The organism is Streptomyces rhizoryzae, from assembly GCF_023155275.1.
In the GTDB taxonomy this organism is placed as follows: Bacteria; Actinomycetota; Actinomycetes; order Streptomycetales; family Streptomycetaceae; genus Streptomyces; species Streptomyces rhizoryzae.
On sequence record NZ_JALMUV010000008.1, the window covers coordinates 161,135 to 174,812 of the forward strand.

Sequence of the window (13,678 nt, forward strand, 5' to 3'; positions counted from 1 at the left end):
TTTCACGTGAAACGGCGCACAGTCGTACGAGAGCGGTAAACACGTGTGACGCATGAGACCCCGCTCACCGTAGTCGGCGGTTGACAGCCCGAAGCGCTGAGTGCCCGTGTGAGCGTCCTGGGGCCCCGTCTCGCATATGGGGAGTCGGCGGACGCCAGTTCAGGGCGGCACATGACGACTCAGGCACCTGCAAACCCCCATGAGTGTCAGCGCCACCGGTACACTGGTAGCAATCCCGCCCACTCGCGGAACAAGTCGAACGACGAGCCGCTCCCACCTGTCCTTCCCGGGGAGATCCCAGCAGGTGCGGAAGGGCTCGTGCTGTGCCAGAAAGGGCGCTTCGTGGCCGACTCCGGCGACCTCAACGAGAACAACATGGCTTCTACCGAAGAGGGGGGGTCGGCCGGCGCCGTGGGCGACTCCTCGGTGGAGAAGTCGTACGACGCCAGCGCGATCACCGTCCTTGAGGGCCTGGACGCGGTTCGCAAGCGCCCCGGCATGTACATCGGCTCGACGGGCGAGCGCGGTTTGCACCACCTGGTGCAGGAGGTCGTCGACAACTCCGTCGACGAGGCGCTGGCCGGCCACGCCGACACCATCGACGTGACGATCCTGGCCGACGGCGGTGTGCGGGTCGTCGACAACGGCCGCGGTATCCCCGTCGGCATCGTCCCGTCCGAGAACAAGCCGGCCGTGGAGGTCGTGCTGACGGTGCTGCACGCGGGCGGCAAGTTCGGCGGCGGCGGGTACGCGGTCTCCGGCGGTCTGCACGGCGTCGGTGTCTCCGTGGTCAACGCGCTGTCGACCCGGGTCGCGGTGGAGATCCGCACGGACGGCTACCGCTGGACCCAGGAGTACAAGCAGGGCGTTCCCACCGCCCCGCTGGCCAAGCACGAGGCCACCGAGGAGACCGGCACCTCGGTCACCTTCTGGGCCGACCCCGAGATCTTCGAAACCACCACCTACAGCTTCGAGACGCTGTCCCGGCGCTTCCAGGAGATGGCCTTCCTCAACAAGGGGCTGACCATCACGCTCAAGGACGAGCGCCCGGACCACGTGGACGAGGACGGCAAGCCGCTCGCGGTCCGGTACCACTACGAGGGCGGCATCGTCGACTTCGTGAAGTACCTCAACTCCCGCAAGGGGGAGCTGGTCCACCCGACGGTGGTCTCGGTGGAGGCCGAGGACAAGGAGCGGATGCTCTCCCTCGACCTCGCGATGCAGTGGAACACCCAGTACAGCGAGGGTGTCTACAGCTTCGCCAACATCATCCACACCCATGAGGGCGGTACCCACGAGGAGGGCTTCCGCGCCGCGCTGACGGGTCTGATCAACCGTTACGCCCGCGAGAAGAAGCTGCTGCGCGAGAAGGACGACAACCTCACCGGTGAGGACATCCGCGAGGGTCTGACCGCGATCATCTCGGTCAAGCTCTCCGAGCCGCAGTTCGAGGGCCAGACCAAGACCAAGCTGGGCAACACCGAGGTCAAGACCTTCGTCCAGAAGGTCGTCCACGAGCACCTCAACGACTGGCTGGACCGCAACCCCAACGAGGCCGCGGACATCGTCCGCAAGGGCATCCAGGCGGCCACCGCCCGGGTCGCGGCCCGCAAGGCGCGCGACCTGACGCGCCGCAAGGGCCTGCTGGAGACCGCGTCGCTGCCCGGCAAGCTGAGCGACTGCCAGTCCAACGACCCGACCAAGTGCGAGATCTTCATCGTCGAGGGTGACTCCGCCGGCGGCTCGGCCAAGTCCGGCCGCAACCCCGAGTACCAGGCGATCCTCCCGATCCGCGGCAAGATCCTCAACGTCGAGAAGGCCCGGGTCGACAAGATCCTCCAGAACAACGAGGTCCAGGCCCTGATCTCGGCCTTCGGCACCGGTGTGCACGAGGACTTCGACATCGACAAGCTCCGCTACCACAAGATCATCTTGATGGCGGACGCCGACGTCGACGGCCAGCACATCAACACCCTGCTGCTGACCTTCCTCTTCCGCTTCATGCGGCCGCTGGTCGAGGCCGGGCACGTCTACCTCTCCCGCCCGCCGCTGTACAAGATCAAGTGGGGCCGGGACGACTTCGAGTACGCCTACTCCGACACGGAGCGGGACGCGCTGATCGAGCGCGGCAAGCAGAACGGCAAGCGGATCCGCGAGGACTCCATCCAGCGGTTCAAGGGTCTCGGCGAGATGAACGCCGAGGAGCTGCGCGTGACGACCATGGACGCCGACCACCGGGTGCTCGGCCAGGTCTCGCTGGACGACGCGGCCCGTGCCGACGACCTGTTCTCCGTCCTCATGGGCGAGGACGTCGAGGCGCGCCGCTCGTTCATCCAGCGCAACGCCAAGGACGTCCGCTTCCTCGACATCTGAGCCCTGTCGGCCCGCACACCAGCCGCAGCTCGAAAGGACTTTGAACCACCATGGCCGACGAGAACCCCCCTGTGACCCCGGACGGCGTGACCGCCGAGGGCGCGCCCGCCACCATCGAAGGCGTCGGGATGCGCGTCGAGCCCGTCGGGCTCGAAACGGAGATGCAGCGCTCCTACCTCGACTACGCGATGTCCGTCATCGTCTCGCGTGCGCTGCCCGACGTCCGCGACGGCCTCAAGCCGGTGCACCGCCGCGTCCTGTACGCGATGTACGACGGCGGCTACCGCCCCGAGAAGGGCTTCTACAAGTGCGCCCGCGTCGTCGGCGACGTCATGGGTACGTACCACCCGCACGGTGACACCTCCATCTACGACGCGCTGGTGCGCCTGGCCCAGCCGTGGTCGATGCGGATGCCGCTGGTCGACTCCAACGGCAACTTCGGCTCCCCGGGCAACGACCCGGCCGCGGCCATGCGGTACACCGAGTGCAAGATGGCGCCGCTGTCGATGGAGATGCTCCGGGACATCGACGAGGAGACCGTCGACTTCCAGGACAACTACGACGGCCGCAACCAGGAGCCGACGGTCCTGCCGTCCCGCTTCCCCAACCTCCTGATCAACGGCTCGGCCGGTATCGCGGTCGGTATGGCCACCAACATCCCGCCGCACAACCTCCGCGAGGTCGCCGAGGGCGCGCAGTGGGCGCTGGCCCACCCCGAGGCGTCCAGCGAGGAGCTGCTCGACGCGCTGATCGAGCGGATCAAGGGCCCCGACTTCCCCACCGGCGCGCTGGTGGTGGGCCGCAAGGGCATCGAGGAGGCGTACCGCACCGGCCGCGGCTCCATCACGATGCGCGCGGTGGTCGAGGTCGAGGAGATCCAGAACCGCCAGTGCCTGGTGGTCACCGAGCTGCCCTACCAGGTCAACCCGGACAACCTCGCGCAGAAGATCGCCGACCTGGTCAAGGACGGCAGGATCGGCGGTATCGCGGACGTCCGCGACGAGACCTCCTCGCGCACCGGCCAGCGGCTGGTCATCGTCCTCAAGCGGGACGCGGTCGCCAAGGTCGTCCTCAACAACCTCTACAAGCACACCGACCTCCAGACCAACTTCGGCGCGAACATGCTCGCGCTGGTCGACGGCGTGCCGCGCACCCTCTCGCTGGACGCGTTCATCCGCAACTGGGTCACCCACCAGATCGAGGTCATCGTCCGCCGGACGAAGTTCCGGCTGCGCAAGGCCGAGGAGCGCGCCCACATCCTGCGCGGTCTGCTCAAGGCCCTGGACGCCATCGACGAGGTCATCGCGCTGATCCGGCGCAGCCAGACGGTCGAGGAGGCCCGCGAGGGCCTGATGGGCCTGCTGCGGATCGACGAGATCCAGGCCAACGCGATCCTGGAGATGCAGCTGCGCCGGCTGGCCGCCCTGGAGCGCCAGAAGATCACCGCCGAGCACGACGAGCTCCAGCGCAAGATCGACGAGTACAACGCGATCCTGGCCTCCCCGGAGCGGCAGCGCCAGATCATCAGCGAGGAACTGGCCGCGATCGTCGAGAAGTACGGCGACGACCGCCGCACCCAGCTGGTGCCCTTCGAGGGCGACATGTCCATCGAGGACCTGATCGCCGAGGAGGACATCGTCGTCACGGTGACCCGCGGCGGCTACATCAAGCGCACCAAGACCGACGACTACCGCGCCCAGAAGCGCGGCGGCAAGGGCGTGCGGGGCACGAAGCTGAAGGAAGACGACATCGTCGACCACTTCTTCGTCTCCACCACCCACCACTGGCTGCTCTTCTTCACCAACAAGGGCCGGGTCTACCGCGCCAAGGCGTACGAGCTCCCCGACGCCGGGCGGGACGCGCGCGGCCAGCACGTCGCCAACCTCCTGGCCTTCCAGCCGGACGAGCAGATCGCGCAGATCCTGGCGATCCGCGACTACGAGGCGGCGCCGTACCTGGTCCTCGCCACCAAGGCCGGCCTGGTGAAGAAGACCCCGCTGAAGGACTACGACTCGCCCCGCTCCGGCGGTGTGATCGCGATCAACCTCCGCGAGCTGGAGGACGGCACGGGCGACGAGCTGATCGGCGCCGAGCTGGTCTCGGAGACCGACGACCTGCTGCTGATCAGCAGGAAGGCCCAGTCGATCCGCTTCACCGCGAGCGACGACGCGCTGCGCCCGATGGGCCGGGCCACCTCCGGCGTGAAGGGCATGAGCTTCCGCGAGGGCGACGAGCTGCTCTCGCTGAACGTGGTCCGGGACGGCACCTTCGTCTTCACCGCCACCGACGGCGGCTACGCCAAGCGCACCGCGGTCGACGAGTACCGCGTCCAGGGCCGCGGCGGCCTCGGCATCAAGGCCGCCAAGATCGTCGAGGACCGGGGTTCGCTGGTCGGGGCGCTGGTCGTCGAGGAGACCGACGAGATCCTGGCGATCACGCTCGGCGGTGGCGTGATCCGTACGCGGGTCAACGAGGTCCGCGAGACCGGCCGTGACACCATGGGCGTCCAACTGATCAACCTGGGCAAGCGAGATGCTGTCGTCGGCATCGCGCGCAACGCCGAGGCCGGCCGGGAGGCCGAAGAGGTCGACGGGCCCGACGAGCCCGAGGAGACCGGGGCGGCCGAGGAGTCCGGGGCCACCGCAGCCGGGGGCGAGCAGTCCGCGGCGGAGTAACACGAGGAGTAGGTCGTGAGTGGAGCCACGGGCGCTGCGACGGGTGGAACGGGAGTCACACAGGACTCCGCGGAGGAACCCGCAACCGGTGAGGAGCGCAGCGCCCGTGGCTCCGTCGCGTCCGACGGCACCCGGCACGAGGGCGCCCATGAGGGGGGAACCATGAGCAACACCCGTCAGCCGCAGCCCCAGCCGCAACCGCGGGGCGGCGCAGAGCAGCCGTACCAGCCGCCTCAGGCGTACCGCACGGGCGCGGGGCAGGGGGAGGCCGGGCCGGCCGTGCGCAAGCCGCGTACGGGCGCCGGGACGGTCCCGCGGACGCGCAAGGCCCGGCTGCGGGTGGCGCGCACGGACCCGTGGTCGGTGATGAAGGTGAGCTTCCTGCTCTCCATCGCGCTGGGCATCTGCACGGTGGTGGCGGTGGCGGTGCTGTGGATGGTGATGGACGCGATGGGCGTCTTCTCCACGGTCGGCCGGACGATCAGCGACGCGACCGGCTCCGCCGAGGGCGGCGGCTTCGACCTCCAGTCGTTCCTCTCGCTGCCGCGGGTGCTGCTGTTCACCTCGGTCATCGCGGTGATCGACGTGGTGCTGGCGACCGCGCTGGCCACCCTCGGGTCCTTCATCTACAACCTCTCCGCGGGCTTCGTGGGCGGTGTGGAGCTGACCCTCGCGGAGGACGAGTGAGCCCCTGGAGGGGCCGCCTGCACCGGGCGTTCCCGGGGCTCGGGGAACCGATTTTGGGAACGCCTCTGAAGTGCGCTAATCTTCTGGTGCAGCGAACGAGCGGCTATAGCTCAGACGGTTAGAGCGCTTCCCTGATAAGGAAGAGGCCCCAGGTTCAAGTCCTGGTAGCCGCACCGCCCAGACGGCCCGGCCGGAGAATTCTCCGGCCGGGCCGCTGCTTTTGCCCGTCCTTCCGCGGCGGGAACGAAACCCCCGGTGCGATTCGTTGAGAAGAGGCGGGAGTTGAGGCCCGCCGGGCGCCTCCGGACGGGGTGTTGCCCGGTGCGGGCGAGATAACCGATCGGTATCGGCCGGTGTGTATCATCGGCCGACAAAGGGTCCCCTACGTCAACGAAAGACGAGGTCGCGCGGTGAAGAAGCTTCTCCTGGTCGCACTGGCCGCCATCGGCGGGCTCCTCGTGTACCGCCAGATCCAGGCGGATCGCGCCGAGCAGGATCTGTGGACGGAGGCGACCGACTCCGTGCCCGCAGGTTCGGGTGTGTGAGCACACCACGCACAGACAGTTCGTATGGACCCCGGTTGCCCAAGGGCGGCCGGGGTTTCGTACGTACCGGGACGGGCAGAGGTCCTGAGTTTGCTATCGCACACCGTTGAATTGCAGCGGCAAAGTCGCGGGCTGTGAAGTCCGGGGAGTCGATGTCCGGGGTGTGACCGGCAGGACGCGAGGGGGACGACGAGGACATGGCACGACCATCACGCGGCACGGCGGTGGCGCTGGTCGGAGGGGTGCTGCTGGCGCTGGCCGGGGCGGTGCTCCCGGCCGCGGCGGCGCCCCGGGCCCGGCCGCCGGCCGCGGGCGGCGGACCGGTGGTGGCCCTGGACGCCTCGCGCACGGCGGCCGGCGGTGACGGGGCCGGTGCCACCCGTGTCGACGCCGCCCGCAAGGCCGTCGGCGCCCCGGACGCCCCGCCGCCGACCCGCCCACTCCGGGGCACCGGCCAACTCGCCGCCCAGGGGTACCGGTTCAAGGGCCGCCAGATCCGCGGCGCGGCCGAGCAGAAGGGCGCGCCGGTCCTCACCCCGGGGCAGTATCTGGACAGCATCGGGCCCGGCGAGAAGCGGTACTACGCCACCGACCTGGACGCGGCGTCGGCCGCGGACTTCTCGGCGACCGCCGTGCCGCCGCCCGGTGCGGCCGTCGATCTCGCCGACACCCTCTACCTCAGGGTCGTCCGCAGCCAGGGCAGCACCTGCGACTCGGGCAACGCGATGTTCGGGCAGCGGGAGGGCGCCACCCCGCTGACCGCGGGCGTCAGCCGCATCCCGACGCGGAGCGGCACCGGCACCTGCGATGCGGCGGGCCGGTACCTGCTGGTGGTCGAGCGCCGCGCGGCCACCGGATCGGGCGCCGCGCGCTGGCCGATCGAGCTGATGTTTCACGTGGAACATCCGCTGAAGAAGGGCGCAACCCCGGCGCCGTCGGCAGCGGACTACGGTGCGGGCGGCAAGGCCGCCGCGCTGCCCACCACCGCGCCCGTCGGCACCACCGGCGGCACCGGCTTCAACGACGCCCGGCCGCTGGGCCCGGGCGTCTGGCGGGACCGGATCCTGCCCGCCCAGACGCTCTGGTACAAGGTGCCGGTCACCTGGGGCCAACAGCTGCGCTACGACGTGGAGTTCGCCAGCGAGCCGCGGACCGGGCGTGCCGCCCCCTACTCCTTCGCCGGCACCCAGGTCTACACGCCGTTCCGGGCCCCGGTCGGCAACGGCACCGGGGTGTTCACCCCGCAGGTGCCGTACAACGGGCGGCCGGCCTCGCTGAGCATGGGCACGGTGCCGGTCTCCTGGACCAACCGGTACGAGGCGCGGTCCAACATCAAGCCCACCCATGCCGCGGGCGACTTCTACATCGCGGTCACCCTCGGCGCCCGGGCCGCCGAGATCGCCCCGGACGCGCGGATCGGCGTGGTGCTGCGGGTCGCCGTCCTCGGCCGGGCGAAGGCCGGGCCGGAGGTGGGCGCGGCGGCCGCCACGAGCCGGGCGGAGAACGGGAGTCCGGGCTCCCCGGGCGCCGGGGCGGCGGGCGGCTGGCCCGCGATCCGGGTCGCCGGGGTCGTTGTCGGCGCGGTGGGCGTCCTCCTGCTCACCGGCCTGGGCCTGTCGTACGTGGTGGCCCGCCGGAGGCCGCGGCCACAGGGGCGGCAGGGCGGCACGGGGTGACCGGGCGCCGGGCGGGACGCCGGGGCTCGCCGTCCGCACCGCGCCGGCCGCGGTAGCGCTCGCGGGGCCCCCGGGGGGCCCAGCGCCCTCGGGATCGCCCTCTGCAACCCGGCGCGCGGCACGGTCGCCGCGGGCGGCTGTCGTCCCCTACGACGGGAGGCCGGCCGCGGTCGGCGCGTCCACCGCGCCGGTGGCGTACGGCAACCGCCGCGCACCGGACCGCGCGGTGTCGCGGATGTGCTTCGCCGTCGTCGGGTACGCCGGGATCTGCGCGGGGCCCTGCTGCTGACCGGGCGCGGGGTGTGGCCGGTGCGGGCGCGCCGCCCGGCGCCGCCCGGCCCGCCCCGGCCGCCGCACCGGCCCCGGCGCCGCCGCTGAACCAGCAGCCGACCGGGTCGGCACCGCGCCGGGCCGCCCCGCTGCCGCGCGCGGGGGAGCCGGCCGGGCGCGCGGCCTCAGCTGCCCAGCAGCGCCCAGATCCCCACCGCGATGCACAGCAGCGCCACGATCAGGACCGGGACCGCGACCTTCGGGGGCGGTCCCGGTTTCCGTACCGGCCCGCTCGGGGGCGGCGGCACCGGCGCCCCGGCCGTTCCGTCCGGGGTGCGGTCCGGCAGGGGCGGCTGCCCGGTGGTGTACGGGCGGGTCGCCGACGGCTCCGGAGGCGCGGCGGCCGTCGGCTCGTAGCGCGGCATCGGGGCCGGGACGGGCGCCGGTGCCGGTACGGGGCCCGGGGGTGGGGTGCGGGGCGGGGTGGCCGGGGGTGCCGGGACGGTACCGCGCGGCGGGGTGCCCGCCGGCGGTGGGCCGGCCGGCGGGGGAGGCAGGGGCGGCGGGGTGCTCGGGGGCGGCGGCACCGGGTGCTCGGGCGGCGCCAGGTGGAAGCTCCCGGTGCCGGACAGGGTGCCGGGCCCGGGAGCCGCCCCGGCGCCCGGTACGGACCCGGACGCACCGGCACCGTCCGCCTCCGGGCCACCGCCCGGTGCCCTGGTGCCCTCACCGGCGGGCCCGGCGGCCACCGTCGTGCTCCCGGTGGCGTCCCCGCCCCGCGCCGGCCGCAGCGGCCCCTCCGGCCCGAAGCCGGCCGGCAGCGGCCCGATGTGGTCGAAGACCTCGACCACCTCGTCCTCCAGCGTCACCTCCGGCAGCAGTTCGGCCGCCGCCAGCAGCGCCTTGCGCGCGCCCGTCGCGGTCCTGAAGCGGGCGTCCGGGTCCGGATGCAGCAGGGCGGCCAGCACCTGCCACAGCGGCTCCGGGACGTCCTCGGGCGCGTTCGGTATGCCGCCGTGGTCCTGGAACCGGCGGACCAGCGCCTCGGCGTCCGGTTTGGCGCCCGTGAGCAGGCTCAGCGCCACCAGCCCGGCCGCGAACAGGTCCGCCGGGAAGTCCGGTTCGGCGCCCAGCATCTGCTCCGGCGCGAAGTAACCCGGCGTCCCCACCACGTAGTTGGCCTCGGTCAGCCGCGGCTCGCCCTTGCGCATGGCGATACCGAAGTCGGACAGCCGCAGGTGCGGGCGGCCGGTGCCGGTCGCCTCCAGCAGGATGTTCGCCGGTTTGATGTCCCGGTGCACCACGCCCTCGGCGTGCACCGCGGTCAGCCCGGCCAGCAACTGGTCCATCAGCGTGCACACCAGCCGCGCCGGCAACGGGCCGTAGTCCCCGGTCAGATGGGCCAGCGACCCGCCGTGCACCAGGTCCATGGTGAACAGCACCTGGTCGTCGTCGGCGGCCCAGCTCGCCGGGGCCAGCACGTGCGGGTGGTCGATCCGCAGCGCCTGCTCGCGGACGAAGCGCAGCAGGGTGTGCGCATCGCTCTGCTGGAGCACTTTGGCCGCCACGTAGCGGCGGCGCCGGTGGTCCCAGGCGCGCCAGACCGCGCCCACTCCGCCCCGTCCGATCGGGTCCACGAGCTCGTACCGACCGGCGAAGATCTCACCCATTGCGCCCCGTCCGCTGCTGGATCACGACTCCCTGCGGCCAACTCCCCGGCGGCCGGCCGGGGTTGTCAGCTCTGGTGCGCCTCGTAGTGGGCGACCGCGTCGGCGGTGCGGCCGGCACCGTAGACCCGGAGGAACTCTGCCAGTTCGGGGTGGGTGGCGGCGAGACCGTTCGCCGCGTCGATGATCTCGCCGGCGTCGGAGACCGACCGCAGCAGCGACTGGATCTCCCGCACCACCCGGCGCACGGTGGTGGCCCCCGTCGACGACGTGGTCTGCGCGGTGTTGTTGAGCACCGAACCGCCCGCCGTCTTCTTGATCTCCTCCATCCGGTCGGTGGCCTCCGCGGCGCTGACGCTGCCGTCCGCCACCTGGCCGGCGAGCTCCTGGAGCGCCTGCACCCGCTGGACCACCGCCGGGTTGCCTATCTTCGCGCGCTGCCCGCTCATCAGCTGGGAGAGCATCGGCGCGGAGAGCCCGAGGACCGCGGCCAGCCGGGCCTGGTTGAGCCCGAGGTCGTCGATGAGCCGGCGGAACAGCGCGCCCAGAGGTTCCCCGTACCAGCTGCGCTGGAGCTCCCGGGCCCGCGCGGTGGCTTCCTGCTGTGCTGCATCCATGCCGTCTCCCCTGTATCCCCGATCGCGCTTCGCTGCCGCGAATCTCGCGAAGCATCCTACGGAGAGCGACGGTGTGCGGCGATACCCGGTCGGGAAAGCGGTCCGACACCGGGTACCCTGTTCGGCGAAGGGGCCTTAGCTCAGTTGGTAGAGCGCTGTCTTTGCATGGCAGATGTCAGGGGTTCGACTCCCCTAGGCTCCACCCCCTACCCCTCTGGCCTGTGGAAACGTGGTCGGAGGGGCTTTTTGCATGCCGCTTCGGGGCGCCGCGCCGATGCCGCGGCTCCGGGGCCGCACATCCCGTGAGGACCGCACGCCACCGGGCCGCGCCCTGGGGACGGGGCGCGGCCCGGTGGCGGCGGGGCGGGGTCAGGCGGTGGTGCCGCCGCCCCGTTCGTCGGAGTCCTCCTCGGCCTGCTTGGCCTGGACCTCCGGGTCGAGCGGTGAGCCCTGGCTGCCGTCGACGGAGCTGAGGTGGCCGCGGTCGCCGACCTCGGTGGGGGCCGGCGGTTCGACCAGCCAGTCCGGGTTGGCCTGCTTGTCCCACCACTTCCAGGCGGCCACCGCGCCGGCCGCCACGAGGCCCAGCAGCGCCAGCCGCTTGGCGGCCTTGCCGCAGGCGCACCGGCGGCGCTGCTTCTTCTGGAGCTTGGCGATCTCCTCGGCGGTCACCTGCCCGCGGAGCGCGGCCAGCGCCGCGGCGCCCCGGGCGAGCGCCTCCTCGCGCACCGGCTCGGCGGCGGCGCGGGCACCGGCCACGGCGTTCTCCAGCCGCGGGGCGGTGAACTCGGCGGCCTGCCGGGCCGCCTTGCGGGTGCGGCGGGCCGCGCGGGACGCCGCCGCGTCCACCTTGGGCGGCAGCGCCCCGCGGGCGTGCTCGATCCGCGGCTGGACGTGGCTGCCGTACTGGGCACGGGCCTGGTGCGCGGCCTCGGCGACCTTGGGGGCCAGCCGGGCGCGGGCCTCGTGCGTGTAGTGGACAGCGGCGTCCTTGGCCGTTCCGGCGTAGGGAGCCACCACCTCCGCTGCGTGCCGCACGCCGTCCTTGGCCGTGTGGGTCGCGGCGCGCACGCTGTCCTTGCGGGTCACGGGGATCCTCCTCCTCGGTGGTGTCCGGGTCCGGGGGCTGCTTTCCCCCTGTGCTGTGTCGCCTGTCCACCCGATTGACGAGCATGCCCGCTCCGTACGGATACGGCACGCGAGAACGGGCATCCGGGTCATTGCGGACCCTGGGGTCCTGTCACGACGATGCCACGCGGTGCCCTGTTCCCGCGCGGGAAATCAGTGCGAACCACGTCAAGAGGTGGCGGCCGGGCAGCCGGTGCCCGCTTCATGCGAGGATCGGGGACCGTCAGTGAAGACTTATGGAAGGTAGATCGTGGCTGAGCAGCTCTACGCCACCCTGAAGACGAACCAGGGCGACATCGAACTCCGGCTCCTGCCGAACCACGCCCCCAAGACGGTGAAGAACTTCGTCGAGCTCGCCAAGGGCGAGCGGGAGTGGACCGACCCCAAGACCGGGCAGCCGACCAGCGCCCCCCTGTACGACGGCACCGTCTTCCACCGGGTCATCAGCGGCTTCATGCTGCAGGGCGGCGACCCGCTGGGCAACGGCACCGGTGGCCCCGGCTACCAGTTCGCCGACGAGTTCCACCCCGACCTGGCGTTCAACAAGCCGTACCTGCTGGCCATGGCCAACGCCGGTCCGGGCACCAACGGCTCGCAGTTCTTCATCACCGTGGCCCCGACCGCCTGGCTGACCGGCAAGCACACCATCTTCGGCGAGGTCACCAACGAGGCCAGCAAGAAGGTCGTGGACGCCATCGCCGAGACCCAGACCAACCCGCGCACCGACCGTCCGGTCAACGACGTGGTCATCGAGTCGGTGGTCATCGAGACCCGCTGAGTCGGTAACGCTCCCCGGCGGTCTTCCGGGGAACCATCGCGCCCCGTCCGGTCGTAGATGAAGGAGACGGGGCGCGCAGCGCTGTGCGGGGCGGGGCCGGGTTTTCGGCGGGCAGGCTGCGCAGCTCGTGGGAGAACGATGACGAGGGGACCCATGGACCAGCCAGGCAGCCCGCAGGAGCCGCAGCACGCGCACGGCCACGACGGCCTGCCCGGCTGTCACCGCCATCCCGACCGCCCGACGGGCATCCGCTGCACCCGCTGCGACCGGCCGGTCTGCCCGGAGTGCATGATCAGCGCCTCGGTCGGCTTCCAGTGCCCGGACTGCGTCCGCAGCGGCGGCGGTACGGGCCACGCCCCGCGGGCCGGCGCGCCGCGCACGATAGCGGGCGGCACGGTCACCGCCGATCCCCGGCTGATCACCAAGATCCTGCTGGGACTCAATGTCGCGGTCTTCATCGCGGTGCTCGCGACGCAGCAGTCCGGCGGCGACCTGGTCAACCGCCTCGACATGATCGGCCTGGCCGTCGATCCCAGCCGCTACCAGCTGGTCGGCGTCGCGCACGGCGAGTGGTACCGCCTGCTGACCGCGGTCTTCCTCCACCAGCAGATCGCACACATCGGCTTCAACATGCTCTCGCTGTGGTGGCTGGGCCCGCCGCTGGAGGCGGCGCTCGGCCGGCTCCGCTTCACCGCGCTCTACCTGCTCTCCGGCCTGGGCGGCAGCGCCCTGAGCTACCTCCTCGTCGCGCAGAACCAGCCGTCGCTGGGCGCCTCCGGCGCGATCTTCGGGCTGCTGGGCGCCACGGCCGTGCTGCTGCGCCGGCTGCGCTACGACATGCGGCCGGTGCTGATCCTGCTCGGCCTCAACCTCGCCTTCACGTTCCTGTGGCCGAACATCGCCTGGCAGGCGCACGTCGGCGGGCTGGTCGTGGGCGCCGCGGTCGCGTTCGGGATGGTCCACGCGCCGCGCGACCGCCGGACGCTGGTGCAGGCCGGGACGTGCGCGGTGGCCCTGCTCGCGATCGTCGCGGTGGTGTGGGTACGGACCCTGCAACTGGTCGGCTGAGGGTCCGCGGCGCCACGTTGTCCACAGTCTGTGGCGGATCTTGTGCACGCTGTGCGGAAACCCGCGAGGAGGCCCTCGCGCAGCGCGTTTCCGCAGGCAGGAGCGGTGGGAGCGGTCGGCCGGCGGGCCCGCCGCCGGTCACACCGGCGTCAACCCCGAGAGGGTTATCCACAGATCTTCTGAAGTTTTCCCCG

Annotated in this window: 10 protein-coding genes and 2 tRNA genes; 9 read left to right on the top strand and 3 right to left on the bottom strand. The window is 71.9% G+C overall.

Going from position 1 to position 13,678, the window contains the following annotated elements:
• Positions 1-318 precede the first annotated feature (318 nt).
• From gyrB to MUU72_RS09880, 6 genes are all read left to right on the top strand, one after another.
• A complete protein-coding gene (gyrB, locus tag MUU72_RS09855; RefSeq protein ID WP_308403803.1) occupies positions 319-2,373 on the top strand; it encodes a DNA topoisomerase (ATP-hydrolyzing) subunit B in 2,055 nt (684 codons plus the stop codon).
• 50 nt (positions 2,374-2,423) lie between these two features.
• On the top strand, positions 2,424-5,048 hold the full coding sequence (gene gyrA, locus MUU72_RS09860; RefSeq protein ID WP_248012785.1) for a DNA gyrase subunit A: 2,625 nt from the start codon (positions 2,424-2,426) through the stop codon (positions 5,046-5,048).
• Between the two features lie 15 nt (positions 5,049-5,063).
• Entirely contained in the window at positions 5,064-5,735 is a 672-nt protein-coding gene (locus MUU72_RS09865) for a DUF3566 domain-containing protein (RefSeq protein WP_248012786.1), read from the top strand.
• Positions 5,736-5,834: 99 nt separating this feature from the next.
• A tRNA-Ile gene (locus MUU72_RS09870) sits at positions 5,835-5,908 on the top strand.
• Positions 5,909-6,145: 237 nt separating this feature from the next.
• Entirely contained in the window at positions 6,146-6,280 is a 135-nt protein-coding gene (locus tag MUU72_RS09875) for a DLW-39 family protein (protein ID WP_003958712.1), read from the top strand.
• A gap of 197 nt (positions 6,281-6,477) precedes the next feature.
• Entirely contained in the window at positions 6,478-7,956 is a 1,479-nt protein-coding gene (locus tag MUU72_RS09880) for a hypothetical protein (protein ID WP_248012787.1), read from the top strand.
• Positions 7,957-8,411: 455 nt separating this feature from the next.
• Here MUU72_RS09880 and MUU72_RS09885 read toward each other — a convergent pair whose 3' ends face one another.
• Both MUU72_RS09885 and MUU72_RS09890 read right to left on the bottom strand, forming a co-directional pair.
• Complete coding sequence (locus tag MUU72_RS09885) at positions 8,412-9,896, bottom strand: serine/threonine-protein kinase (protein WP_248012788.1); 1,485 nt, start codon at positions 9,894-9,896, stop codon at positions 8,412-8,414.
• A gap of 65 nt (positions 9,897-9,961) precedes the next feature.
• Complete coding sequence (locus MUU72_RS09890; RefSeq protein ID WP_248012789.1) at positions 9,962-10,510, bottom strand: helix-turn-helix domain-containing protein; 549 nt, start codon at positions 10,508-10,510, stop codon at positions 9,962-9,964.
• 129 nt (positions 10,511-10,639) lie between these two features.
• On the opposite strand from MUU72_RS09890, the gene MUU72_RS09895 reads away from it, so the two are divergent.
• A tRNA-Ala gene (locus tag MUU72_RS09895) sits at positions 10,640-10,712 on the top strand.
• A gap of 167 nt (positions 10,713-10,879) precedes the next feature.
• On the opposite strand, the gene MUU72_RS09900 is transcribed toward MUU72_RS09895, so the two are convergent.
• On the bottom strand, positions 10,880-11,599 hold the full coding sequence (locus tag MUU72_RS09900; RefSeq protein WP_248012790.1) for a DUF5324 family protein: 720 nt from the start codon (positions 11,597-11,599) through the stop codon (positions 10,880-10,882).
• A gap of 289 nt (positions 11,600-11,888) precedes the next feature.
• Between MUU72_RS09900 and MUU72_RS09905 the strand changes: the two genes are divergently transcribed.
• Together MUU72_RS09905 and MUU72_RS09910 are read left to right on the top strand one after the other, a co-directional pair.
• Positions 11,889-12,416 (top strand): peptidylprolyl isomerase, encoded by a 528-nt coding sequence (locus MUU72_RS09905; protein WP_248012791.1) that lies wholly within the window; start codon positions 11,889-11,891, stop codon positions 12,414-12,416.
• A gap of 153 nt (positions 12,417-12,569) precedes the next feature.
• Complete coding sequence (locus MUU72_RS09910; protein WP_248012792.1) at positions 12,570-13,484, top strand: rhomboid family intramembrane serine protease; 915 nt, start codon at positions 12,570-12,572, stop codon at positions 13,482-13,484.
• Positions 13,485-13,678: the final 194 nt, after the last annotated feature.